Source organism: Paenalcaligenes sp. Me131, assembly GCF_050487225.1.
Lineage (GTDB): Bacteria > Pseudomonadota > Gammaproteobacteria > Burkholderiales > Burkholderiaceae_B > Paenalcaligenes.
On the sequence record NZ_JBKQGY010000001.1, the window covers coordinates 66260 to 90296 of the forward strand.

A 24037-nucleotide genomic window follows, 5' to 3' on the forward strand; every position below is an offset into this window, starting at 1 on the left:
TCTTAATACAGTCTTTTGGCTTTGGCTCAACATAACCTTTTTGTGTGTGTAGAGGATGAGCATGAGATTCTGGTTGTTTCCCTTTCTGGCCATCGCCATTTGGGCCGGTAATGTGGTGGTTTCTAAGATGGCATCGGGAGCCATATCGCCGTTGGCCATTACCTTTTATAGATTGGCGTTGGCCATTAGCATCATGAGTTTATTCATTGCTGGGCCGGTATGGAAAAATCGAGCGCAAGTGAAACGGTATTGGCCAAAGCTGATGTTCTTGGGCTTTCTGAGTATGGCGTTTTACCAGTGCTTGTCGTATTGGGCGGCAGATACCTCTACGGCGACTAACATGGCGATTATTACGGCATTAACACCCTTGCTCACCATGTTGGTGAGTTCGTTGGTGTTACGTGAGTACCCCACCACAGGGATGGTGCTGGGTGGTGGCATTGCTTTGTGGGGGACGGCGTACCTGATTAGTGGTGGCGCACCGTTAGAGTTGATCAAAGGAAACTACCGCATAGGCGATGTGTTGATGCTTACGGCAGCGGTCAGCTATGCGTTTTACAGCGTGTTATTGCGTAAGTGGCAGATCGCGTTGCCAGCATGGCAGTCTACCTATATGCAAGCCATCTCGGCCTTGGTGTTTATGTTACCCATGTTTTTATGGGTACCTAAAGGGCAGGCTATGCTGGATACCGCGACGATTCCGTTGATTTTGTATGCAGGTATTTTGGCCTCTGTCGTGCTGCCATTTTTCTGGATCAAGGGCATAGAGTATTTAGGCCCTAACCGTTGCAGCGTTTTTATGAATTTATTGCCGGTGATGACGGCTGGTCTGGCGATTGTGCTGCTGGATGAGCACTTAAAGGCCTATCACGTTATGGGTGGTGGTATAGCTTTGCTAGGGGTGTTTATTGCCCAGACGTGGCGAGGCCGATTTTTTACGCGTAGGTCAGCACCTACCGTGAGCCGTTAAGCGGCCAAATACAGCAGGGCAGTAATTGATGAGTTTCTATTGTTTTGCCCTGTTTTTGGCTTGTGTAATACGTATGGCCGCCGGACAAACAAAAAGCCCAGCTAAAAATAGCTGGGCTTTTAAACTTGGCTCCCCGAGCAGGGCTCGAACCTGCGACCTGCGGATTAACAGTCCGTCGCTCTACCGACTGAGCTATCAGGGAATAGAAAGAAACTATAGCATGTGTTTCAGATATTATGCAAGCACTTTTTAATGGGCCTCCGCTGGAGGTTTGGGTCTATCGGCACTGGGTTTGATGGGTTTGGCAATCCAGACTAAGCCCAACAGCAGCAAGAAAATAATGGAGGATGCCAAGAAAATATCGGTGACCGACATGGTATGCGCTTGTTGCTCAATAATGCGGTTCACCATTTCAGCGCCTTGTTGCTGTGTAAAGCCTTGATTACGCACAGTTTGCATGACGTAATCAAAAGCAGGTTCTCCTGGTCTCGCGATCTCAGTTAAATGAGCATGGTGCATGCTGGCACGGTCATCCCACGCGGTGGTGGTGATGGACGTACCAAAAGCGCCTGCTAATAAACGAGCAAAGTTAGATAAACCCGCCGCACCCGGTACACGCTCTGGGGCTAACCCTGAAAGGGTGATGGTGGTCAACGGAATAAAAAATGTTGCCATAGCAGCCCCTTGAATGAAGGTGGGCAGCATGATGGACAAGATATCCACATCCGTATTAAAGCGTGAACGTATGTAGCTGGTTAACGAGAACACCAAAAACGCAAAGGTGGCCAATACCCTAGGATCGTGTTTGCCAAGTAGCTTACCGACTATAGGGGACAGCACAATGGCCAGTATCCCCACGGGGGCCAAAGCTACCCCTGCCCAGGTGGCCGTATAACCCATGGTGCTTTGCAGCCATAGCGGCATCAGCACTACCGAGCCAAAGAACACACCGTAGGCAATAGATACTGATAACACGCCAGCGGTGAAGTTACGCTCTTTGAATAGTGTTAAATCCACAATAGGGTGTTTGGCGGTGAGCTCCCAGATCAGGAAGTACACAAAGGCCACCACCGAGACTACCGCCAGAATGACGATGAATGGGCTGGCAAACCAATCTAGTTCTTTACCTTTATCCAGCAAGATTTGCAGGGCGCCTACCCAGACTATCAGTAGCGCTAACCCCACGGTATCTATAGGCAACTCACGGCGTCGTGATTCACGCTCATTGTAGACTTGCCAGGCGGCCCAGCCCGCTAACAGCCCAATAGGGACGTTGATATAGAAAATCCACGGCCAAGTGTAGTTGTCCGAGATCCATCCCCCTAATAAGGGGCCAGCAATAGGCCCCACCAAAATGGTCATTGACCACATGGCGAGGGCAAAGCCCGCCTTATCGCGGGGGTAACTTCCTAGCATCAACGCTTGTGATAGCGGGATCATGGGGCCGGCAACAGCACCCTGCAATACCCTGAACAACACCAGCGACTCTAGTGACCAGGCGAAACCGCATAGCCACGAGGTCAGCACAAAGAGCAGTACGGACAAGGTAAACAAGCGCACTTGTCCGAAACGTTGAGTGAGCCACCCGGTTAACGGTACGGTGATGGCGTTGGCCACCGCAAAAGAGGTAATGACCCACGTACCTTGTGTGCTACTTACCCCCAAATCACCAGCAATGGTGGGAATGGACACGTTGGCAATAGAGGAGTCCAGCACGTTCATGAACACCGCTGCAGACAGGGCAATGGTACCCATCACCCGGGCACGGCCTTGCAGCGGCGGGTAGATGATGGGCCCTTCTGCGGGTTTGCTGTCGGTAGTAGCGTCACTCATGATGCAAGATTGGCCTGAGTGATGTCAGCAATGCGTTGGTTCACTGCATCGTCATTTTGTTGGAAGATATCGGTGCTGAGGTGGGCAGGGCCGCCATTCAGCGCTTCAGGTTCGCTATCCAAATCAACAGTGACTTGCATGGATAACCCAATACGCAGTGGGTGTTCTTGCAGTTCTTTAGGGTCTAAGCGTATGCGTACGGGCAAGCGTTGTACGACTTTGATCCAGTTACCGCTAGCATTTTGTGCTGGCAACAGTGAAAAGGCACTACCGGTACCTGCCGCTAAGTTTTCTACAATGCCGTGGTATTCCACGTTAGTGCCGTAGAAGTCGGCGTGCAATGTCACTTTTTGGCCAGCGCGCATGTCTTTAAGCTGGTTCTCTTTGAAGTTGGCTTCTACCCAGAATTGATCCAACGGCACAACAGACATCAGCGTCGTGCCTGCGGCAACGTGCTGACCTACTTGCACCGAGCGTTGTGCCACCATGCCGCTGGTAGGCGCATCTACTCTTGTGCGGGTCGTGGCTAACCATGCATTACGGTAATGGTCGGCAGCCAGTTGTACATCAGGGTGGTTTTCTACTGTGGTGCCTGCGGTCAATGCCAAGTTGGTATTCAAACGCGCTTTAGCGGCTTGTATAGCAGCTTCGGTTTTATTGAGAGCGCTACGTGCGGTTTTAACCGTGGCTTCAGCATGCAGAATTTCTTCACCACTAACCCCACCAATTTTGCGCAGGCTTTGGCGGCGGCGTAAGTCACTTTCCGCTTTTTCTAGCGTGACTTTGGCTTGGCGTGCCTCGGCTTCTTGCACCTGTACCTCAGCTTCTAAGGCATCATTTTGTGCAAACAGAGTACGTGTTTTACGTACGCTTTGCGCCAACTGCGCTTCCGCTTGCTGCATAGCAATGTTGACATCAGTAGGGTCCAGTTCAATCAGTGGCGAGCCTTGTTGCACCATCTCGGTGTCATCCGCCAAAATAGCTTGAACCGTGCCGGTTTGGCGCGCTGAGATTTGCACCATGTTGCCATGTACATAGGCGTCTTCCGTGCTTTCAGTGTTGCCAGCTAAAAATAGTGCCCACACGGCATAGGCAATGCCTATCAGAACAAAAATCGTAGTAATGCTGGTTAGCAAGCGTTTGCGTTGCGAAGAGGGTTTTGTAGTCATGATTGTCTGTCTGTGTTTGGGCGATATTATTGATCTTGAAAGCCACCGCCTAGTGCGGTAGCCAATTGGGCATCGGCATTAAAGGCTTGTACGCGTAGATCGGTAGTCAGCAAGGCTTGTTGGGTGACGGTGTTCTGTGCAAGCAGCACTTGTACATAATCACCCAGGCCTGACTTATAGCGTTCTACGGCAATGTCTCTGGCTTTAGAGATGGCCTCGTAGGCTTGCGTTTGCTGTTGCTGCCTAGCTTCTAGTGTGTGGATGGTACTAATGGCATCGGCCACTTCACGTACGCTATCCAAAACCTGTTGGTTGTAGTGCGCAATGGCTTCATCAGTTTCTGCTTGGCGGGCATGCAGTTGCGCATTGAGTGCACCACCGTGGAAAATAGGCAGGCTAATGGCAGGGCCAACACCATATACGCCGCTGTCACCGTGCAGCAGGTTATCGGCTCCCAGCGATAAGAAGCCAGCAAACGCATTCAAATTAATATTGGGGAAGAAGTCGGCTTTAGCGGCTTTGATTTTGGCTTGGCTGGCTTCAATGCCCAGTTTGGCGACCAAAATATCAGGGCGTCTACCCAGTAGTTCTAATGGAATGTTGGCAGGCAACAGTTGGGCCGGTAATTGCAGCGTGACCGCTTGCAGTTTTTCTCCGGCTGCGGGGCCTTCACCCATCAGGCTCGCTAACTGATTACGTAACAGTTGTGCGTTACCTTCAGCTTGCAGTTGTTGGGCTCGTGTGCTGGCTAGGGATGAGCGGGCTTGTTGCAGTTCTACTTCAGTATCTAAGCCTGCATTAATACGTTGCTCGGTAATCGTCTGAATTTCTTGATACTGCTGTTCCAAGGTTTTCAGCATGTCGGCTTGAGCCAATGCATTTTGCAGGTTGAAATAGCTTTGGGTGACAGCACTGATCAGTGCGTTACGTGCAACCTGAATGTCTGCTGAGGCAGCGTCTTCTTGGGATAGTGCACTGGCATACAGTGCACGATTTTTACCCCAAATATCCAAATCAAAGCCTACGTTCAAGCGCAACGATGTGTCGGTGTACATAGAGCCTGCATAGGGAGCAGGGGTGCTGTAGCGTTCTGAGTACCGCTGACGGGTTAGGTTGTAGTTGGCATCCACTTGGGGAAGTTGTACGGCACGGGCACTGCCTACAGCGGCTTGGGCTTTACGTAAGCGGGCTTGTACGAGTTGTAAGCTGGGGCTTTGCTGCAATGCATGTTCTATGACCTCATTGAGCTGCGGGTCGTGATACTTCAACCACCATTGATCCTCTGGCCAGCTGATTTGGCTGGATTGCAGTCCAAGGGTAGAGCCTTCTACTTGAGAGAGTGGCAGTGGCTGTGTGTCGATCGCAGCACAACCGCTAAGAAGGGCAGCCAGTACTAGAGGATAGATTCGCTTCATGCTTACATTTAGCTTAAACATGCTGACTAAGCGCTTACTGCTTAGGCAGCTATTTGTGAAAAAAATACGTAAAGGTTCAAGAGTCGGATTCGTATGAACCTAAGGTTGCTTCGCCATTCTGACGCAAGCGATCCAGAAAAGAGAGTAGTTGATAAATTTCGGTATTGCTAAAACCTGCTAGGTGGGCATTTAACGCTTCGGCGATTTCAGGCAATATTTTGCCTGAAATGTCGCGACCCTCAGGTGTCAGGCTCAACAAAACCACACGTCTATCTTGTTCGCAGCGTTGGCGTGACAACAAGCCTTTGGCTTCAAGTCTGTCTAGTGTGCGCGTCATGGCACCAGTGTCCATACCCATTTGTTTGGCAAGACTGGCTGGCGTATTAATGTGCTCGTGATAGCGCAGCGTAACCAGAGGACGCCACTGCATGGCCGTAAGCCCTAAGTGCGCAATGCGTAATGCAATCACCGCATGTATAGAGCCCAATACATGTTTGGTGAGTAGCCCCAGATTGGACTGGGTTTTCAGAACATCAGTTCCTTCTTTATAGAAAGAAGATTTTGTCATGGCGTCGTGTATATGTAGCACTGCAAGCAAAAAATTGCGTGAAGAATGCATTGTATGGTGTACTTATCTGCCTAGGCAATCTTTTTTTATACCTTTAGCATCACACCCCCATGCATACTGAAGCTCGCGCGGCGTTGCGCTCTAACTCTTTGTACACCGGGCTAGTACTGGCTGGTCTAGGTTCCATTTTATTTTCAGCCAAAGCCATTGTTGCAAAGCTGACATATCACTATGGCGTTAATGCGCTGACAGTATTGGGGTTTAGGATGTTGCTGGCATTGCCAGTGTTTTTGATGATTGCCTTTTGGCAGATGCGCAAAGTCAAAGCAGGGCAGCTAAAACCCCTCACGCTTAAGCAGTTTTTCGAGTTGTTAGTGTTGGGTTTTTTAGGCTACTACTTAGCAAGCTTATTGGACTTCATGGGCTTAGAGCGTATTTCAGCCAGCTTAGAGCGGCTTATCTTGTTCTTGTCGCCTACCTTTGTGCTGCTGTTGTCGGCGGTGTTTTTACGCAAAAAAATCTTGCCCAAGCAATGGCTGGCATTAGCTCTATCGTACTTAGGTGTAGGCTTGGTATTTGTGCAGGATTTATCCTTCTCAGGGGATGACGTACTGCTGGGGGCGTTTTTTGTGCTGGGGTCAGCGCTGTCTTATTCTATTTATTTGATAGCGTCGGGCGAACTCATTAAAAACATAGGCTCTACGCGATTGGTGGCGTACGCCATGAGTATTTCCGCTGTGTACACGCTAATCCACTTGATCTCGGCGCAAGGCTGGGGAGTCTTAATACAGCCTGCACCGGTTTATGGGTTGTCGGTACTGCATGCTGTTTTTCACACGGTATTACCTACTTTTATGACCATGTGGGCTGTAGAGCGCATAGGGGCTCCCATGAGTGCCCAAATGGGGTTGGTGGGGCCCGTCTCTGTACTGTTCTTGGCCAGTTGGTTCTTAGACGAGCCCATTACCGTTGTGCAAATTTTAGGCACGGTATGTGTGTTGGCTGGTGCCCTGGTCTTGGGTAAAAAACGCTAACAGGGCGTTTAAATAAACCACGAAGCAGGGCTGCGATAAATCGCTACGCCTACTATATACGCGAAAATCAGCACCGCAATGATGGCTGCAATGGCACGGATTTGCGGTGTGCGGCCACGTTTGATGGCATACGTACCCACAATAATATAAACCACTAATAAAATGATTTTGGTGTACAGCCATGGGGCAGCGGCGGCAGCTCCAAGCATGCCCGCCATGCCCAACCCACAGGCGAGTAATACGGTATCAATCACATGAGGGGCGATGCGCACAAATTTCTTTTGTAGCAGAGCCGAGCCCGATACCGACCACCAGGCGCGAATAATGAAAAAACAGATGCTGAGTACGGCAGCCGTGACGTGAGAGTGTTTAAGGGCTAAATACATGGAAGTCCTGTTTTAAAAGCAACAAAGTGGCCTCAGTATATGTCACGACTTTGCAGGGTGACTATCAAACCTTACAGTCTTTCACGTCATTGATCTAGCATGCTATTTTTAATATTATAAAAACATAATATATAATTATGTATATTGATTGCTGCTATGTAGAAATACCTGCATAGCGTCACGCAAGCGTAGGGTGTTTAAGGAAAGGCAATGCATATCAATTGGGAAGTGTTTACGCCGTGGGCATCGTTGGCAGGCGGCGTATTAATAGGCGTAGCTGTCAGTATTTTGCTGTTGATGAACGGTAGGGTATTGGGGGTAAGCGGCATCGTGGCAGGGCTGTTTAAGATTCCTCGTGTGGCATGGCGATGGTGGTTTGTAGCCGGAGTCTTTGCGGCGCCGTGGTTGTATGGGGCGGTAGGTGGCGCGTTGCCGCAGCCGTCGGAACAATCAGTGTTGGGTATTGTGGTGGCAGGCGTATTAGTGGGCGTAGGTACCCGCTTAGGTTCTGGTTGTACGAGTGGGCATGGCGTATGTGGGCTAGCACGGTTGTCTACGCGTTCGCTGGCAGCAACGGTGATGTTTATCGTGGCCGGTGGTACGACGGTTTATCTCTTGCGCCATGTATGGGGAGGGCTGTAATCATGGGAGCGCTAGGTGCAGTCGTTGCAGGGCTGCTTTTTGGTGTGGGGTTACTGCTATCGGGCATGGGGCAGCCTACCAAAGTGCAAAATTTCTTGGACTTTTTTGGTCAGTGGGATCCATCATTAGCCTTGGTCATGGTTGGGGCAATTGCTGTCGCATGGTGGCCTTTCAAAGTAGCCAACAATGCCGTGAGCTCGCCGGTTGCGGCAGCAGTTTTTGAGTTACCTACATCAACGAAGATTGATACACGCTTGTTGGTCGGAGGCGCTTTATTTGGCATAGGCTGGGGCTTGGCAGGCTATTGTCCTGGGCCTGCCTTGGTGTCGTGGAGTGCGCTGATCGGTACGGCATGGTGGTTTGTGCCTGCGATGCTGGTGGGCATGTGGTTCAGTGATCGATGCTTGGCTACCTGATGCGTTGATACGCAGGCTCGCAAAGCCGTTAGCTTTAGCCTAGGTGGCTTTTTGAGCTGCGTTCTTCTAGTGGTAACTTGCTGAGGTTTTCCAAAATGCCGCAATCACTAACTTGCCCAGGGTGTTGGCACTGTTGGTACAAATCACGTAACTGCGTTTCCAACGATTGCAGCTCTTGAATGCGTATGGTCACGTGCTGCAAGTGTTCTTGTATGAGGTCGTTGATGGGGCTGCAGTCTGGTGTAGGGCCGGCCTTGCTGTAATCCAGCAGCGTGCGAATCTCTTCGTGCGTCATATCCAAGCTGCGGCAATTGCGTATAAAGCGCAGTTGTTCTACGTGTTTGGTGGTGTAGCGGCGGTAGTTGTTCTCACCGCGAATAGGCGGCGGCAGCAACCCTATGCGTTCGTAATAGCGTATTGTTTCTGTGCCGCAACGGGCTAATTGAGCTAATTCACCAATTTTCATGATGTTTGTCATCCTGACTAGGAAGAGGGCTTGACCTTAAAGCCACTACAAGGTGTGTACTGTTCAAAACATTGTGAGAAAGAGGTTTTGTGTATGACACGCTTACCGCATGAACATAGTCATGATCACAGCAATCATGAACATAATCATGATCATAACCATGATCACAGCAATCATGAACATAATCATAGCGATAGAGCTGAGCAGCAGCCTACATCGTGCTGCGCGCCCTCTGATTTGACCGCTTCAGCGGTTGAGAAGTTCGCTGGTGCGGGTGATAACCAACAACAAACCATTTTGCGTATTGAGCAAATGGATTGCCCTAACGAAGAGGCATTGTTGCGTAAGGCGTTAACACCCCGGGCAGAGGTGGCTGGGTTGGAGTTCAATTTGATGCAGCGACAACTGAGTGTCGTGCATCAGCCGGGTTTTCGTGATGCGCTCATCAAGATTGTCTCTAGCTTGGGGATGAGCCCAGAGTTACTAGAAGGCAAAGGGGCTGCTTTGTCTTCCCGCTCGTCTGTGGAAACTAAACCCTCGTGGTTGGCGGCGTGGGGGCGTATTAGCGCAGGGGTGGGTTTGGCCTTGGCTGCTGAGGTTGCCGCATGGGCTTCTGCACCATTTTGGTTAGTGGTGACGATGTCTATAGCTGCGATCTTACTGTCTGGTTTGAGCGTATACCGCAAAGGTTGGATCGCCATTCGGTATCTGGACCTGAACATCAATGCCTTAATGAGTATTGCCGTAACGGGTGCCGTATTGCTAGGCGAATGGCCAGAAGCCGCAATGGTGATGTCGCTATTTAGTTTGGCAGAAATCATCGAAGCACGCTCGCTAGATAGAGCACGACAAGCGGTAGATAGCCTATTGGCGTTGGCGCCTGAAACCGTAGAGGTATGGGATGACGCCAACGGCTGGGTAGCTGCCCACCCATCAGAAGTGGCCTTGAATACATTGGTCCGCGTAGTGCCGGGTGGCCGATTGGGTTTGGACGGTGTTGTTGAAACGGGCCAGTCCGCCGTGAACCAAGCATCCATTACGGGTGAAAGTTTGCCGGTCAGTAAAGGGGCGGGCGATAGCGTATTTGCAGGCACGATCAATGGGATGGGTGAGCTGCAGTACCGTGTGTCGTCGGCGTATGACCAAAGTTTGTTGGCGCGTATTACCTATGCCGTACAAGATGCCCAGCAAAATAAAGCGCCAGTACAGCGTTTTGTAGACAAGTTCTCGCGTATTTACACGCCTATAGTGGTGTTGTTTGCGATCGCGATCGCGGTGGTCCCTCCGCTGTTCATGGGTGGTGTATGGGCAGATTGGCTGTACCGTGCTTTGGTGTTACTGGTGATTGCGTGCCCATGCGCCTTGGTGATTTCAACGCCTGTCGCAGTAGTGAGTGCCTTAACGTACGCAGCCCGACAAGGGTTGTTGGTAAAAGGCGGGGCGTATCTGGAAAAACTGCGTCAAGTGCGTAACTTGATGGTAGACAAAACCGGTACGTTAACGGAAGGCAGACCGGTATTACGTGATCACTTTATTCGTGAAGACGCTGAGCCCAGCACCACTTTAGCGGTAGCGCATGCCCTGGCGAGTTTGTCTGATCACCCTGCATCGCAAGCACTGGCCGAAGCCAAACTGTCCGACGAGCGTTTGGCCATGGTTGGGTTTGAGGCCATTCCAGGTAAAGGTGTGCAAGCGGTACTGGTAGAAAAAACCTACAGTTTGGGTAGCCGTGCGTGGGCAGAAGCGCAAGGTGCGGTAGATAACTCCACGGCGTTGCAAGCGTGGGAAGAGCGTTGGCAGTCTGAAGGAGCAAGCTTTGTATTCCTGTATGACGGCAAACAAATCGTGGCTGCGTTTGCGATCAGTGATCCCGTGAAAGCGGGAGCGCCAGCCGCACTACAAGCTCTGAAACAGTTGGGGGTGAATGTTTACTTGGCGTCGGGTGACAACCCTTATGCCGTCGGTTCGGTCGCTAACACGTTGGGTATTACGCAGTACCAAGCCGAGATGCTGCCAGAGCAAAAATTGGCGTGGTTGCAGCAATTGCAGCAACAGGCGCCCACCGCGATGGTAGGGGATGGCATCAACGATGCGCCTGCTCTTGCTAAAGCGGATGTGGGCTTTGCCATGGGGGCGATGGGGTCTGATATTGCCATTGAAACGGCCGATATCGCTATTTTGAATGATGACTTGGCTAAGCTACCTGCTAGCTGGAAACTGTCTCAAGAATTACACAAGGTGTTGGTACAAAACATTACAGCGGCATTAGCCATCAAAGCGGTGTTTTTAGTATTGGCGTTGTTTGGTAATGCGGCGATGTGGATGGCGGTATTGGCGGATGTGGGCGCAAGTTTGCTGGTGATTATGAATAGTTTGCGTATCTTAAAGAAGTAAATAGTGCGTTATAAAAAAGCCGCTGTGCTACAGAGTTTTTCTCTGCAGCACAGCGGCTTTTTGTGTCTTAGGGCATTGCATATTATGATAAGAAGATGCATATGCTCACGTTGATTCTTAGTTCTGGGGTTCATACATGATTGCCATTTTAGAAGCCAAACGGGCTGGTTTGCTGGAACGTAAACACTGGTTGCCCAACATTGTGGCGGGGATCATTGTAGGGATCGTGGCACTGCCGCTGGCCATGGCGTTTGCCATTGCCTCGGGTGTGAAGCCAGAGCAGGGGATTTATACCGCGATCATTGCGGGTTTGGCGGTATCGCTATTTGGTGGCAGCCGTGTGCAGATTGCCGGGCCTACGGGCGCCTTCATTGTGATTTTGTCGGGTGTGGTCGCCCAACATGGTATAGATGGTTTGCAAATAGCCACCTTGATGGCAGGTGTCATGTTGCTCATCCTTGGCTTTACGCGCATGGGGGCGGTGATTAAGTTCATTCCGGCTCCTGTGATTGTGGGGTTTACAGCAGGGATTGGGATCATCATTTGGGTGGGGCAGTGGAAAGACTTCTTTGGTTTGCCTACGCCTGATTCCAATGCCATGTTTCATGAGCAACTTTGGTTTCTAGTGCAAAGCCTGCCATCGTTAAGTATCACTACTACGTTACTGGCGCTGTTATCTTTGTTTTTGGTAATAGTGACCCCGCGTATTAAACGAATGGAGCGGGTGCCGGGGCCCTTAGTGGCGCTGATTGTCGCTAGCCTTATACAAGCTATTTTTCAGTTTGACTCAGTGGCAACCATTGGTTCTGCCTTTGGCGAGATTCCTAGAGGCTTACCCAGCTTTCAGTTGCCAGATATTACGCTTAATAGAGTATTGGATTTAGTTGGCCCCGCGTTTGCGATTGCTATGTTGGGGGCAATAGAGTCCTTGCTGTCTGCTGTAGTGGCCGACAACATGAGCCACACACGCCACAACTCTAATCAAGAGCTGGTTGGGCAGGGTATTGCTAACGTGTTGGCCCCCTTGTTTGGCGGTATTGCCGCTACAGGGGCTATTGCTCGTACAGCGACCAATATACGTAATGGTGGGACCAGTCCTATTGCAGGTATCGTGCACGTTTTGGTGTTGGTCTTGGTGTTACTGGTGTTAGCGCCCTTAGCGGTATACATCCCATTAGCCAGTTTGGCAGCCATCTTGTTTATGGTGGCGTGGAATATGAGCCAGCCTAAAACAGTGTACGCATTAGTGCGTGAAGCACCGTGGGCGGATGTGTTTATTCTGGTGGTAACGCTGCTGATTACGGTGTTTGCTAACTTGGTGGTAGCGGTAAACATTGGCGTGGTGCTGGCGATGCTGCATTTCCTTAAACGCATGTCAGATAGCGTATCTGTAGAAAAGATAGAGAAAAAACGGTTACATGGCTTGGTGGGGCCAGAACTGCTGTCTCAATACAATAGCGATGAAGAAATTAAAGTACTGTCGGTTGAGGGGCCATTCTTCTATGCGGGTGTAGATGTATTTGAACGCCGTATAGAGAACCTGAAGCCAGTGCCAAAGGTATTGCTCTTGCGTATGCGGTATGTGCCATTTATGGACGGTACGGCGTTACAGGTGCTAGAAAAAACTATTCTAGATCTGCAGCGTTTAGAGTGCCGCGTGGTGATGTCTGAGTTGAATCCGCATTTGCGTAGGCAAATAGCCAGAGCCGGATTGTTGCGTAAGGTACGACAGCAACTCTTGTTCGAAACGGTAGAGCAAGCATTGCAAGCCGCGCATGAAACCTTGCAGGAAAAAGAAAAAGACAGTGCCGAGGTAGCATCTACATAGCTAATGTAGCGAGCCAAAAGAAAAGGGTAGGCGTTGTGCCTACCCTTTTTTGTGGTTGATGACTCGTTTTGGCTACGAGTTGTTGCTTGTGTAGGCAGTATTCTTTGCCTGCTACCGTGTGTTCTACGGCCGTTTGAACGCTTAGGAAACGCGTCGTGAATAGCGCAGCGTAAAGCTTTGATCCGTCATGCTGAAGTAACGAATGGCATCCATCCAGCCCAGCAGCACAGCAAGCGGTGGGTAGATGGCGCACAGTAAGATGTACAACAAACCACTGCCATACTTGCCTAAGTAAAAACGGTGTACGCCTAACCAACCTAAAAAGAACGCCAATAAAATAGCGGTTTTACGCTGCGAAGGCTGTTGCTCACCTTTTTCTTTGTCGCGGCGGCTTAACCAGTAATACGCCGGTACAGTCAGAATAAGCGCGAGTACCACCTTAAAGGGCTGGGCGCTGACGTACTGGGCGGTGAGTACATAGAGGTCATTAACGTTTTGTACTAATGAGCCTGTTAACCAACTAATCCAGCTAAAGAAAGAAGCTAGAATGCTTTCGCCAAAACTTAGCGCAAGCAGAATCAGTAAAAATAGGGCTAGGGCGACGAGGATTTTCTGCAGCATAAGCAATATATAGTTAGAGGGTTCGCGTACGGCGTACCGCTTGCTCCCAGTGTTCAAAGCGCTGGGCGCGTTCACTGGCTGATGTACGGGGAGAAAAGCGTCTATCAATACGCCAGTGTTGGCTAAGCTCGGCTTGCGAGCTAAAGAGGCCGCAGCCTAATCCAGCCAAATATGCAGCACCTAATGCGGTGGTTTCTATCATGGCGGGGCGTACCACATCGATGCCTAGTAAATCGGCTTGTAGTTGCATCAACATATTGTTGCTGCAAGCACCGCCATCTACCCGTAACTCTTTCAGCACAATAGCATTTTTCTGCGCATCATGAAGCATTGCTTGCAGTAAAGCAGTGCTTTGAAATGCAATACTTTCTAAAGCCGCGTAGGCAATGTGTGCCATCGAGGTATTACGAGTCAACCCTGTGATGCTACCGCGCGCTTCGGGGTCCCAGTAGGGGGCACCTAGTCCAGTAAAAGCGGGCACGAGAATGACGCCATCTGAATCAGAAACAGTTTCGGCTAATGCCTCTACTTCATGGCTGGCAGAAATGGCTTTTAACCCATCTCGTAGCCACTGCACCACAGCGCCACCAATAAATACACTACCTTCTAGCGCGTACTGTGCTGAGCCAGGCGCGGGCTGAGCGGCTTGCGTGCAAAGCAGTCCATGTTCTGAATTCAGTGCATGGTGGCCAGTGTGCATCAACATGAAGCAACCTGTACCGTAAGTGTTTTTTACCATGCCCGCCTCAAACCCTGCTTGTCCAAACAAGGCGGCTTGCTGATCGCCAGCGACGCCTCTAATAGGAATAGCGGCACCGAGTAAGGTAGGGTCGGCATAACCGAAGTCATCACTAGACGCACGTACGCAGGGAAGCAGTGAGGCGGGTATGTTAAAGAGCTGCAATAAGTCTTCATCCCAACGCTGGGTATGTATATTAAACAGCATAGTGCGTGAGGCATTACTCACGTCGCTAAGGTGCTGCTGGCCGCCGGTGAGTTTCCAAATGAGCCAACTATCAACGGTGCCAAAGGCGAGCTCACCCTTTTCTGCTTGCTGGCGAGCGTGCGGCACGTTATCGAGAATCCAACGTAGTTTAGTCGCCGAAAAGTAGGGGTCTAAACGTAATCCTGTGCGAGCCTGAACCTCATCTTCTTTGTCTGCATCCAGCAAGACTTGGCATAAGGGTTGAGTTCGCCGGTCTTGCCAGACAATGGCTGGGTATATAGGTTCGCCCGTGTGTTTATCCCATACCAACGTAGTTTCACGTTGGTTGGCGATGCCTATGGCGGCAATCTGTGAGGCCGAAACTCCACTTTCTTTCAGTACACGGGTAGCCGTGGCTAACTGCGACTCCCAAATGGCTTGTGGGTCATGTTCTACCCAGCCAGAGTGAGGAAAGTGTTGGGCAAACTCTTGCTGCGCTTGAGCAACGCAACGACCTTCTTTATCAAACAAGATACTGCGAGAGCTGGAAGTACCTTGGTCTAGGGCAAGTATATAAGTCATGGTCCAGAGGAGTGCCGCTTCTTGATAAAAGGGTCTTTATCATACGGCTGCGCTGGGTTTTGTGCCATGCGTGTTGATGGTTACCGCTATCCTCATCAGCAGAAAGAGAGGGGGAGGGCTGAAAGCATGCTACCGGGTAAACGTGGTATGTGTGAGGTGATTACGCATAAATCGAATATGAGATGTACGTTCATGCATGGATCACATGAACAAATGTAACAAAACAATGCTTGAATTGCGGTCTGCTCTATAGATGTTTGTAATTTTATGTTGCTTTTATTACATCGAAATGTAAATTTACTGACATTATTTGATTTTTGTCATGCTCTGGAGGAGCTTGCAAGTAGGACTTTTCATTGTCATCTGTTAATATTCGTTAAGAGTTATACGTAAAACGCATAATATGAAGCTCAATTATTAGACTTTTACGTACAAATTCCGAATATTGGCAGTTGAATGTATAGTTTGATTGCTTTTGTTTCGGTTTATTGTTTTTTGTTACGTTTCTGATTATGCTGTTTTTTGTGTCAGAAATGTGTCATTTGTGGTTTTTGCAAGGGAAGGCGCCATGTCCGTCACGGAAAACACGTTGTTAAGCGATATTCAGGAAGTAAATCTGTCTTATCTCATGCTGGCACAGCGCCTCTTGCGTGAAAATTTTGCGGCAGGCATGTATAGATTAGGTTTTGATGCTGATGTGGCCGAGACCGTTTTGCGTTTGTCTCCTGCTCAATTGGTCAAACTGTCTGCCTCCAATACGTTGTTGTGCGCATTCCGACTGAATGACTACGAGTTGTTGTCCACCTTGACCCAAGATGTGTTGGGCGGTGTGTTACAGCAAGCTCACTCTACGATTTTGCTTTCTCAGCGCGCGATGGTTAGCGCCTAATATTTTCAGGTAGTGGTGTATGGCTACGCGCAGTGTTGCTAAAGAGGCTGAAGACATCAGCTTGGCAACAGAAATGATCAAGTTGGGGGCGAGGCTGCAAGTATTGCAAGCAGAAACCTCTTTAAGTTACGACCGGTTGGCGAGGTTATACCGTGAGGTTCGAGGGTGTTCCCCTCCTAAAGGTATGCTGCCATTTTCGGTAGATTGGTTCATGACGTGGCTACCTAACATACATTCCAGTATGTTCTACAGCGTTTATCGCTACATGGATGTGGTCACGCCAGCCCGTAAAGCGCAGGCGTTGGTTGAGGGATACCGCATTTATCTCGAGCAGGCGAATGCCGGTCGTGATGGTGTTAACCCAGACGAAGAGCCTGTGCTTAGCTTTACGCGCGCATGGATGCTGTTGCGGTTTTTTGAAAGTGGCATGGTGCAACTGTCCAGTTGCGAACAATGTGCAGGGCAGTTTGTAGCACATGCCCACGACCCATCGGCAGGTTTTGTGTGTGCGATTTGTAGACCGCCACCACGGGCGGGTAAAACTCAGGCTAAGCGAGCTCGCAAAACGACGGCGAGCAAAAGTACTACTCAATCTACCGCATCACTCTAAGCGATAGTGCTCAAGCGCTTTCTCATGGTTATGAGAAGGCGCTTTTTGCGTCGCTCAGTACGGGGTTCTGAAAAGTTTACTGTGCTGAATGGATGAAATGCCCATAAAAAACCCGTCTTAAAGGCGCTTTCCCGAACAGGGATTAAGGCGATCATAAGAGGGATACACTAATTTAAAGGCGTACCGTGTTCATACTGCTTGGCTATCTTATTGTCTTTTTCTCAGTATTCGGCAGCTATGTGGCGCTGGGTGGGCACTTGGGCGCCCTGTACCAGCCCTTTGAGTTGTTACTGATCGGTGGGGCTGCATTAGGCTCTTATATTGCGGCGGGAAGCGGCAAATCGTTCAAGCTCATGATGGGGGCTATTCCCACAGCCATGAAGCGCACTCCGTATAGCAAAGCCTTGTATATGGAGTTGATGGGGCTGCTATACGTACTGTTGAATAAAGCGCGACGCGACGGCTTGATGTCTATCGAAGGCGATATTGAAGACCCCACACAAAGCGCTATTTTTACGGCGTATCCATCAGTGATGAAAGAAAAAGAGCTGATTGTGTTTGTGTCGGATTACATGCGCTTAATGATCAGCGGCAACATGAGCTCCTTTGAAATTGAAACCTTGATGGATCAAGAAATCGAGGCTTTCATTGCTGAACGCAACACACCTGGGCGCGCTATGCACGTGGTAGCCGATGCATTGCCCGCGTTTGGTATTGTGGCGGCGGTATTGGGGGTGATTAAAGCCTTGGCATCCGTGGATCAACCGCCTGCAGTATTGGCTGATTTAATTTCCAAAGCGATGGTGGGCACATTTCTGGGTATTTTGATGGCCTACGGCTTTGTATCGCCTTTTGCGAGTGTGATTGAGCGTCGTACCGAAGCGGCAGCCAAAGTATTGGAGTGCATCAAAGTAACGCTATTGGCGAACCTGAATGGTTACCCGCCACAATTGGCTGTAGAGTTTGGCCGTAAAGTGTTGTACGCCACAGATAGACCTTCTTTTGCTGAGTTGGAAGAACACGTACGTCAATCGCGTAGTACTGCGAACAAACAAGGCTGATCATGAGTGCGTCCAGACCAGACCGTATTGTTGTACGGCGTAAGAAAGTCGTAGAGGCACCGCATCACGGTGGTAGTTGGAAGATAGCCTATGCCGACTTCGTGACTGCAATGATGGCGTTCTTTTTGGTGATGTGGATTTTGTCGCTAATTCCTCGTGAGGAGCTACAAACCATTGCCGAGTATTTCCGTATGCCATTGGCTGAAGCGGTTTCTGGCGGGATGCGTTCTGATGCGTCGCGCTCGGTAATCCCCGGCGGCAATCCCAGTGTGATTCCTAGTGTGATGCCTTTAAACGGTGCAGACCCTGATAGTCATCGTCGTGATATAGAGCGGTTGGAAGACCTGCGCCAAGAATTATTAGATGTCATCGATAGCGACTCGGTACTGAATGAGTTTAAAGATCAGCTGTTAATCGACATGACGCCTGATGGTTTGCGTATACAGATCATCGATAAACAAAATCGCCCCATGTTCATGCTGGGTAGTGCGACGGTAGAACCCTACATGCGCAGTATTTTGCGTGCGCTAAGTGGGCCGTTAAATGCACTGCCTAATCGTATCCAAGTGGCGGGTCATACCGACTCTTTCCAATATGCTCGCGGCGAGCGGGAATACTCCAACTGGGAGCTTTCCGCAGACAGGGCGAATGCAGCCAGACGTGAGTTGGTGGCGGGTGGATTGGGTGAATCCAAAATCAAACAAATGCTGGGTTTGGCCGATACCATCAGTTTAGTTAAAGATAATCCGGCCGCAGCCGTAAATCGACGCATCAGTATTGTCGTATTGAACCAGAGAGCCGAGCAAAGGCTTGATACTCAAAATCAGTACGAAGACGTAGGACACGATCTGCAAAGTCTGATTAAAGCTGGCGAAACAATGGTGCCAGAAATTGCAGGTCCGTTTTACGACCCCTGATGTAGTTCAAGCAGTGCGATCTACTCTTGTTCGGACCCTATTTCTACGAAGGAATCACGCATGAGCTCCGGCGTTGATTTAAGCCAGTTTTTTGAGACGTTTTTTGATGAAGCAGATGAACTGCTGACAGACATGGAAAGCTTGCTACTGGAGCTCAATCTTGAGAATCCAGACATAGACAAGCTGAACGGCATTTTCCGTGCCGCCCATTCTATCAAAGGGGGAGCCGGTACCTTTGGCTGCTTTGGTCACTTAGCTGAGACCACCCATTTACTAGAAAATTTGCTGGATTTGGTGCGCAACGGTGAAATGTCCTTGCGTAAGGAAATGATTGATTTATTTCTTGAGACTAAGGACGTGTTGACGGATCAAGTAGCTGCCTACCGTCAGGAAGAAGATCCTGATGAAGATGCCTATCAGCGCATTTGTGCTCAGTTGCGTCAACTAGCAGAAGAGCACAAGAAAGGGGCAGCTCAAGCGGCGGCTCCTGCGTCAGCCGCCGCATCAGCACCGCCTGTCACTGCCGCGCCTGCGGTGGCAACCGCTCCAGTCGATCAGAATCTGCCGTTATGCGTGCGTGTGCAACGCAGTAGTGCCAAAGATATTGCGGTACTTAAAGACGAAATGGCCATTATGGGTGATGTGCTGCATGAGCAAAGCACAGACACTGAGTTGGCCGTGTGGCTGCAAACTACGGCGGCGGCGGATGACCTGATTGCCGTATGTTGCTTCGTGGTGAACGAAGACCAAGTGAGCGTGCAGCGCGAGGCCGTGCCGGCGACGACTGCAGCTCCTGCTGTTGAGGTGCACGTTGACGAGCCCACCGCTGCCCCTATCGTAGAAACACCAACTGAAGCTGAGCCCACTGTAGTAGGGCAAGTAGCGCCTACGGCAGACGTTGCAGAAACCAAACCCGCGCCTGCCGCTAAAGCTAAAAGCAGCGCCAGCAATAATGCCCGCAGCGAATCCAGCACTATACGTGTAGGGGTTGAGCGCGTAGATCAAATCATCAACTTGGTGGGCGAGTTGGTCATTACTCAAGCCATGTTGGTGCAAACAGCATCTACCTTGGATCCGGTAGTGCATGACAGGCTCATCAATGGCATCGAGCAGTTAGAGCGTAACGCACGTGACTTACAAGAGTCTGTGATGTCCATACGCATGATGCCCATGGATTACGTATTTAGCCGCTTCCCACGCGTAGTACGCGAGAACGCAGCAAGGTTGGATAAACAAATACGTCTGGTGACCAAAGGGCAAAGTACGGAACTCGATAAAAGTTTGATTGAGCGCATCATTGATCCGCTGACTCACTTAGTGCGTAACAGTATTGACCACGGTATAGAAACCCCAGAAAAACGTGAGGCAGCAGGCAAGAGTCGCGAAGGTACGTTGACGTTGTCTGCGCAACATCAGGGTGGTCACATCATCATTGAAGTGATTGATGATGGTGGTGGTTTGAACCGCGAAAAAATCCTCAAAAAGGCGATGGCCCAAGGCTTAGTCAGCAATGAAAACATTCCTGATGAAGAGTTGTGGCAGTTGTTGTTTGCGCCAGGGTTTTCTACCGCAGAAAAAGTGACCGATATTTCCGGTCGTGGCGTGGGAATGGACGTGGTGCGTAGAAATATCCAAAGCATGGGCGGGCATGTGCAAATGTTCTCGCGCGAAGGCAATGGCACCACAACTCGTATTGTGTTGCCACTGACCTTGGCCATTCTGGATGGTATGTCGGTGCAAGTGGGCAATGAGATCTTCATCTTGCCACTGAGCCACGTGACCGAGTCTATGCAGCCTACCACTGAACAGTTGCGCCAATTGTCCAACGACGACCATGTGATTCATGTACGTGGTGAGTATCTGCCCGTGATTTCTTTGGGGGATATTTTCTCGGTGGAAGGGGCGGAAACCGATATGACCAAAGCCATTGCAGTCATTCTTCAGGCAGAAGACATGCGCTTTGCGTTGTTGGTGGATCACCTTATTGGCCAGCACCAAGTCGTGGTGAAAAACCTAGAAGCCAACTACCGAAAAATACCGGGTATTTCTGCAGCCACCATTTTGGGGGACGGCAGTGTTGCCCTAATCGTAGATGTTTTTGCCTTACACCGACTAACGCGTGACCGTGTTGGTTCGCTGAGCTAAAGAAATTTCAGTACGGAGTACACATGTCGACTATAGAAAGCAAACACGATAATCAGAACGAAGGTGCGGGTAAAGAGTATCTGGTTTTTATCCTCGCGCAGCAAGAGTACGGTATTGATATTTTGAAAGTGCAGGAGATTCGCGGCTATGACGCTCAGAGCGTGACGCGCATTGCGAACGTTCCCTCTTTTATTAAAGGGGTGACCAACCTGCGTGGCGTGATCGTACCTATCGTGGATTTACGCATCAAATTCAATCTGGATGAGGTGAGTTACGACCACCAGACCGTCGTGGTGATTCTGAATTTGGGTTCCAGAGTCGTAGGCGTCGTGGTAGATGGCGTATCAGATGTGCTGGTTTTGCAAAACTCGCAAATCAGCGATGCACCGCAATTTGGTACCGCTTTTTCTACCGAATACTTGACAGGAATAGGCACACTGGATGAGCGCATGCTGATTTTGGTGGACATAGAAAAACTGATGACCAGCGAGGAAATGGCGCTAATGGATAGCGCATTGGTGTAACGCTCACACAAGTTTCTGGATAAAAAGCAAAAAGAGGAGATGTATATGCTGAAAGGGTTAGGGCTAGCTAATTTGAAAGTACGAACCAGTTTATTACTGGTGATGTTTTTCTTTATGGTGATGTTATTGGCCGGTGCGGCATTAGGCATTTTTTCTTTACGTGCTAATAACCAGGCGTTGGACGTGATTGTGACCAATCAAAAGGCCAATGAGTTTCTGAATCGCAGTATAGGTTTTTATAAAGATACGCAGACGGCATTGGGTAGGGCGTCTGCGGCCTATCTTTCTAATCAAAATAACCAAAGCTACACCACGACCAGTGAGTGGGTGAGTGGCACCGATGGTGCGGCTCGCAAGCTGGATGACAACACCATACGGTTATTGAACCGTGTGGACATGGACTATCAGCGCACCAAAATGGCGTTTGATGAGTTCAAAGAGTACTCCAGTGAGTTTGAGGATACGAATAACGCCTATGTGCCGGTATTTGCGAGCTTCGAGAAATTGCTAGAGGCGATTCCACCCTTGTTGGATTTGGTTAAACAAGGACGCATGGAAGAGTTTCGTGTGCATCTGGCCATTTTGGCATCGGGTGCCGAGTCTGATATGTACTACGCCGCTGAACGTTTACAGCAGTTCCAGCAAGCCTACATTGATGAGAGTTATGAGAAAGAAGAAAAGCAGTACGACCTCGTTATTCAGTTAGTGGGTGTGGCGCTGGCGTTGTGTGTGCTGATTTGTTTGGGTGTGTATGTGTTCTTGCGCAGCATGGTGTTAACGCCGTTGCGTACGGCCAAAGAGCATTTTGATCGTATCGCCAGCGGTGATTTAACGCAGCGTATTGAAGTTACGTCCGATAACGAAATCGGTGTGCTGAGCGAAGCAGTGCGTCGTATGCAAGATAGCTTGCGCAAAATGGTGCATGCCATACGTGATGGTGTGCAGGCCATTGAGCAGGGTTCGCAAGAAATCTTTCAGGGCAATACCGATTTGAGTAGCCGTACCGAGCAACAGGCGGCGGCATTGCAAGAAACGGCTGCCAGCATGGAAGAGCTATCTAGCACGGTGCGCCAGAATGCGGATAACGCACAGCAAGCAGACCGTGTCACACACGATGCCGCGGTAGTTGCAGAGCGTGGCGGTCAAGCGGTGTCCAAAGTGGTAGATACCATGAATGATATTGCAGCAAGCTCCAATGAAATTGCCAATATCGTGAATGTGATTGATGGCATTGCATTCCAAACCAATATCTTGGCTCTAAATGCCGCAGTGGAAGCGGCACGAGCAGGTGAGCAAGGTAGAGGCTTTGCCGTGGTGGCGGGTGAAGTACGTTCTTTGGCACAGCGCAGTGCGCAGGCGGCCAGAGAGGTCAAAGTCCTGATCGAGGGCTCATTGCAGAAAGTGAGTGTAGGTGCACGACAGGTAGACGATGCTGGCGGCATCATGCAAGAAGTGGTGGGGTCAGTACGCGGTATTACCGTGTTGATGGACGAAATCTCTTCAGCCTCGCATGAGCAGTCAGAAGGTATTGATCAAGTGAATCAAGCAGTATCGCAAATGGATGCTGTGGTACAGCAAAATGCGGCATTGGTAGAACAAGCTGCGGCGGCGGCAGGTTCGCTACAAAGTCAGGCAGCGCAACTGATGGAAGTAGTGGCCGCATTTAAGATTAATTCGGGCGAAATCATTGAAATGCAGGCAGATGAGCTGGGGTATGACTACGACGAGTACGAAGCCATATCCTCTGTGCGTCCTCAGGTGCTGGCGACTTAGTATTAGAGGCTTATGACTCATCTTACGTCGGAATCTTTTGTCTATTCATTGCCAGTGCTACCACAGGCGACAAGGGATGACTTCATTCGTACGGCCCGCATGCTCAAAGAGCGAGCGGGCATTGTGTTGGGCGAACACAAAGAAGACATGGTGGCCCGTAGTTTAGGGCTAGAGGCCAAGAATTTGGCCGTAGCGGAAGTGCGCCAGTATTTGGATTTTCTGGAACACAATCCTAGAGCTCCTGAGTGGGAGCGTTTTATCAATACCTTCACCATCAACCACACGGCTTTCTTCAGAGAAAGTCATCACTTTGGTACGTTGGCTGAATTTGTGAAAAAACGCAGTAAGCCGTTGTCGGTGTGGTGTGCAGCTGCCTCTACGGGCGAAGAGGTATACACCATTGCCATGGTATTACAGGAAAACGTCAGCAACGCAGACGTGACCTGTAGCGTGTTGGCGTCTGATATTGATACGCAGGCGCTGGTGCGTGCACAAGAGGGGGTGTATTCGCAGGATAGAGTGCAGCCTGTTGAGGATCACTTGCTGAGAAAGTATTTTCAGCGCGGAGTCGGTAAGCGTGCGGGCATGGTGCGAGTCAAGCCTGTGTTACGCAATATGGTGGACTTCAGAATGATTAATCTGGTGTCTGCCGAAAACTGGCCTACCGACCAAAGTTTTGATGTGGTGTTCTGTAGGAACACCATGATTTATTTCGAAAAAGAAACGCAAAGCAAACTGTTAGATAAGTTTGCTCAGGTGATGAAGCCAGGAGCTTTGTTATTTGTTGGGCATTCGGAAAATATTTCTCATTTGAGCAAAGCATTCCGTTTACAGGGGCAAACCGTTTACGTGCGTATTTAATGACAAAG

Annotated in this window: 22 protein-coding genes and 1 tRNA gene; 14 read left to right on the forward strand and 9 right to left on the reverse strand. The window is 49.9% G+C overall.

The features are described from left to right. Nucleotides 1-55 precede the first annotated feature (55 nt). Nucleotides 56-970 carry a DMT family transporter gene (locus ACLPHM_RS00340; RefSeq protein WP_430219308.1) on the forward strand — a complete coding sequence of 305 codons (915 nt, stop codon included), beginning with the start codon at nt 56-58 and terminating at the stop codon, nt 968-970. Nucleotides 971-1096: 126 nt separating this feature from the next. Here the strand turns inward: ACLPHM_RS00340 and ACLPHM_RS00345 are convergent. The 5 genes from ACLPHM_RS00345 to ACLPHM_RS00365 form a co-directional block, all read right to left on the reverse strand. Then, nucleotides 1097-1172, reverse strand: a tRNA-Asn gene (locus ACLPHM_RS00345). A 47-nt stretch (nt 1173-1219) separates the two neighbouring features. Further along, the gene (locus ACLPHM_RS00350; protein ID WP_430219309.1) at nt 1220-2803 is read right to left on the reverse strand and encodes a DHA2 family efflux MFS transporter permease subunit; all 1584 of its coding nucleotides are present in this window, start codon (nt 2801-2803) and stop codon (nt 1220-1222) included. Then, nucleotides 2800-3972 (reverse strand): HlyD family secretion protein, encoded by a 1173-nt coding sequence (locus tag ACLPHM_RS00355; protein WP_430219310.1) that lies wholly within the window; start codon nt 3970-3972, stop codon nt 2800-2802. The genes ACLPHM_RS00350 and ACLPHM_RS00355 overlap by 4 nt, the downstream gene beginning before the upstream one ends. Nucleotides 3973-3998: 26 nt before the next feature. Beyond that, nucleotides 3999-5387 (reverse strand): efflux transporter outer membrane subunit, encoded by a 1389-nt coding sequence (locus ACLPHM_RS00360; RefSeq protein WP_430219311.1) that lies wholly within the window; start codon nt 5385-5387, stop codon nt 3999-4001. Nucleotides 5388-5463: 76 nt separating this feature from the next. Beyond that, a complete protein-coding gene (locus tag ACLPHM_RS00365; protein WP_430219312.1) occupies nt 5464-5955 on the reverse strand; it encodes a MarR family winged helix-turn-helix transcriptional regulator in 492 nt (163 codons plus the stop codon). Between the two features lie 110 nt (nt 5956-6065). Here ACLPHM_RS00365 and ACLPHM_RS00370 point away from each other — a divergent pair, with 110 nt between their 5' ends. Further along, nucleotides 6066-6989, forward strand: coding sequence for a DMT family transporter (locus tag ACLPHM_RS00370; RefSeq protein WP_430219313.1), 924 nt, complete (start codon nt 6066-6068; stop codon nt 6987-6989). 8 nt (nt 6990-6997) lie between these two features. Here ACLPHM_RS00370 and ACLPHM_RS00375 read toward each other — a convergent pair whose 3' ends face one another. Next, the gene (locus tag ACLPHM_RS00375; protein ID WP_430219314.1) at nt 6998-7375 is read right to left on the reverse strand and encodes a SirB2 family protein; all 378 of its coding nucleotides are present in this window, start codon (nt 7373-7375) and stop codon (nt 6998-7000) included. 210 nt (nt 7376-7585) lie between these two features. Between ACLPHM_RS00375 and ACLPHM_RS00380 the strand changes: the two genes are divergently transcribed. Together ACLPHM_RS00380 and ACLPHM_RS00385 are read left to right on the forward strand one after the other, a co-directional pair. Next, nucleotides 7586-8017 carry a YeeE/YedE family protein gene (locus ACLPHM_RS00380; protein WP_430219315.1) on the forward strand — a complete coding sequence of 144 codons (432 nt, stop codon included), beginning with the start codon at nt 7586-7588 and terminating at the stop codon, nt 8015-8017. A gap of 2 nt (nt 8018-8019) precedes the next feature. Beyond that, nucleotides 8020-8433, forward strand: coding sequence for a DUF6691 family protein (locus tag ACLPHM_RS00385; protein ID WP_430219316.1), 414 nt, complete (start codon nt 8020-8022; stop codon nt 8431-8433). 34 nt (nt 8434-8467) lie between these two features. Here the strand turns inward: ACLPHM_RS00385 and cadR are convergent, their stop codons facing one another. Further along, on the reverse strand, nt 8468-8899 hold the full coding sequence (gene cadR / locus ACLPHM_RS00390) for a Cd(II)/Pb(II)-responsive transcriptional regulator (protein ID WP_430219317.1): 432 nt from the start codon (nt 8897-8899) through the stop codon (nt 8468-8470). A 93-nt stretch (nt 8900-8992) separates the two neighbouring features. On the opposite strand from cadR, the gene ACLPHM_RS00395 reads away from it, so the two are divergent. Further along, nucleotides 8993-11293, forward strand: a complete 2301-nt coding sequence (locus ACLPHM_RS00395; protein ID WP_430219318.1) for a heavy metal translocating P-type ATPase — start codon at nt 8993-8995, stop codon at nt 11291-11293. A 136-nt stretch (nt 11294-11429) separates the two neighbouring features. After that, nucleotides 11430-13121 (forward strand): SulP family inorganic anion transporter, encoded by a 1692-nt coding sequence (locus ACLPHM_RS00400; RefSeq protein WP_430219319.1) that lies wholly within the window; start codon nt 11430-11432, stop codon nt 13119-13121. A 141-nt stretch (nt 13122-13262) separates the two neighbouring features. Here the strand turns inward: ACLPHM_RS00400 and ACLPHM_RS00405 are convergent, their stop codons facing one another. Together ACLPHM_RS00405 and glpK are read right to left on the reverse strand one after the other, a co-directional pair. Continuing rightward, nucleotides 13263-13742: a TM2 domain-containing protein gene (locus tag ACLPHM_RS00405; RefSeq protein ID WP_430219320.1), complete on the reverse strand. Its 480-nt coding sequence runs from the start codon at nt 13740-13742 to the stop codon at nt 13263-13265. A 13-nt stretch (nt 13743-13755) separates the two neighbouring features. Next, nucleotides 13756-15249: a glycerol kinase GlpK gene (gene glpK, locus ACLPHM_RS00410; protein WP_430219321.1), complete on the reverse strand. Its 1494-nt coding sequence runs from the start codon at nt 15247-15249 to the stop codon at nt 13756-13758. A gap of 568 nt (nt 15250-15817) precedes the next feature. On the opposite strand from glpK, the gene flhD reads away from it, so the two are divergent. From flhD to ACLPHM_RS00450, 8 genes are all read left to right on the forward strand, one after another. Further along, on the forward strand, nt 15818-16138 hold the full coding sequence (flhD, locus tag ACLPHM_RS00415; protein WP_430219322.1) for a flagellar transcriptional regulator FlhD: 321 nt from the start codon (nt 15818-15820) through the stop codon (nt 16136-16138). 19 nt (nt 16139-16157) lie between these two features. Continuing rightward, complete coding sequence (gene flhC, locus ACLPHM_RS00420) at nt 16158-16748, forward strand: flagellar transcriptional regulator FlhC (protein WP_430219323.1); 591 nt, start codon at nt 16158-16160, stop codon at nt 16746-16748. Between the two features lie 185 nt (nt 16749-16933). Next, a complete protein-coding gene (gene motA / locus ACLPHM_RS00425; protein ID WP_135866874.1) occupies nt 16934-17809 on the forward strand; it encodes a flagellar motor stator protein MotA in 876 nt (291 codons plus the stop codon). Between the two features lie 2 nt (nt 17810-17811). Further along, entirely contained in the window at nt 17812-18726 is a 915-nt protein-coding gene (motB, locus tag ACLPHM_RS00430) for a flagellar motor protein MotB (RefSeq protein ID WP_430219324.1), read from the forward strand. A 60-nt stretch (nt 18727-18786) separates the two neighbouring features. Then, nucleotides 18787-20871, forward strand: coding sequence for a chemotaxis protein CheA (gene cheA, locus ACLPHM_RS00435; RefSeq protein ID WP_430219325.1), 2085 nt, complete (start codon nt 18787-18789; stop codon nt 20869-20871). A gap of 23 nt (nt 20872-20894) precedes the next feature. Beyond that, nucleotides 20895-21395, forward strand: a complete 501-nt coding sequence (locus tag ACLPHM_RS00440; protein ID WP_166408337.1) for a chemotaxis protein CheW — start codon at nt 20895-20897, stop codon at nt 21393-21395. A 45-nt stretch (nt 21396-21440) separates the two neighbouring features. Next, complete coding sequence (locus tag ACLPHM_RS00445; protein ID WP_430219326.1) at nt 21441-23168, forward strand: methyl-accepting chemotaxis protein; 1728 nt, start codon at nt 21441-21443, stop codon at nt 23166-23168. Nucleotides 23169-23180: 12 nt separating this feature from the next. Continuing rightward, nucleotides 23181-24029: a CheR family methyltransferase gene (locus tag ACLPHM_RS00450; RefSeq protein WP_430219327.1), complete on the forward strand. Its 849-nt coding sequence runs from the start codon at nt 23181-23183 to the stop codon at nt 24027-24029. Nucleotides 24030-24037 lie beyond the last annotated feature (8 nt).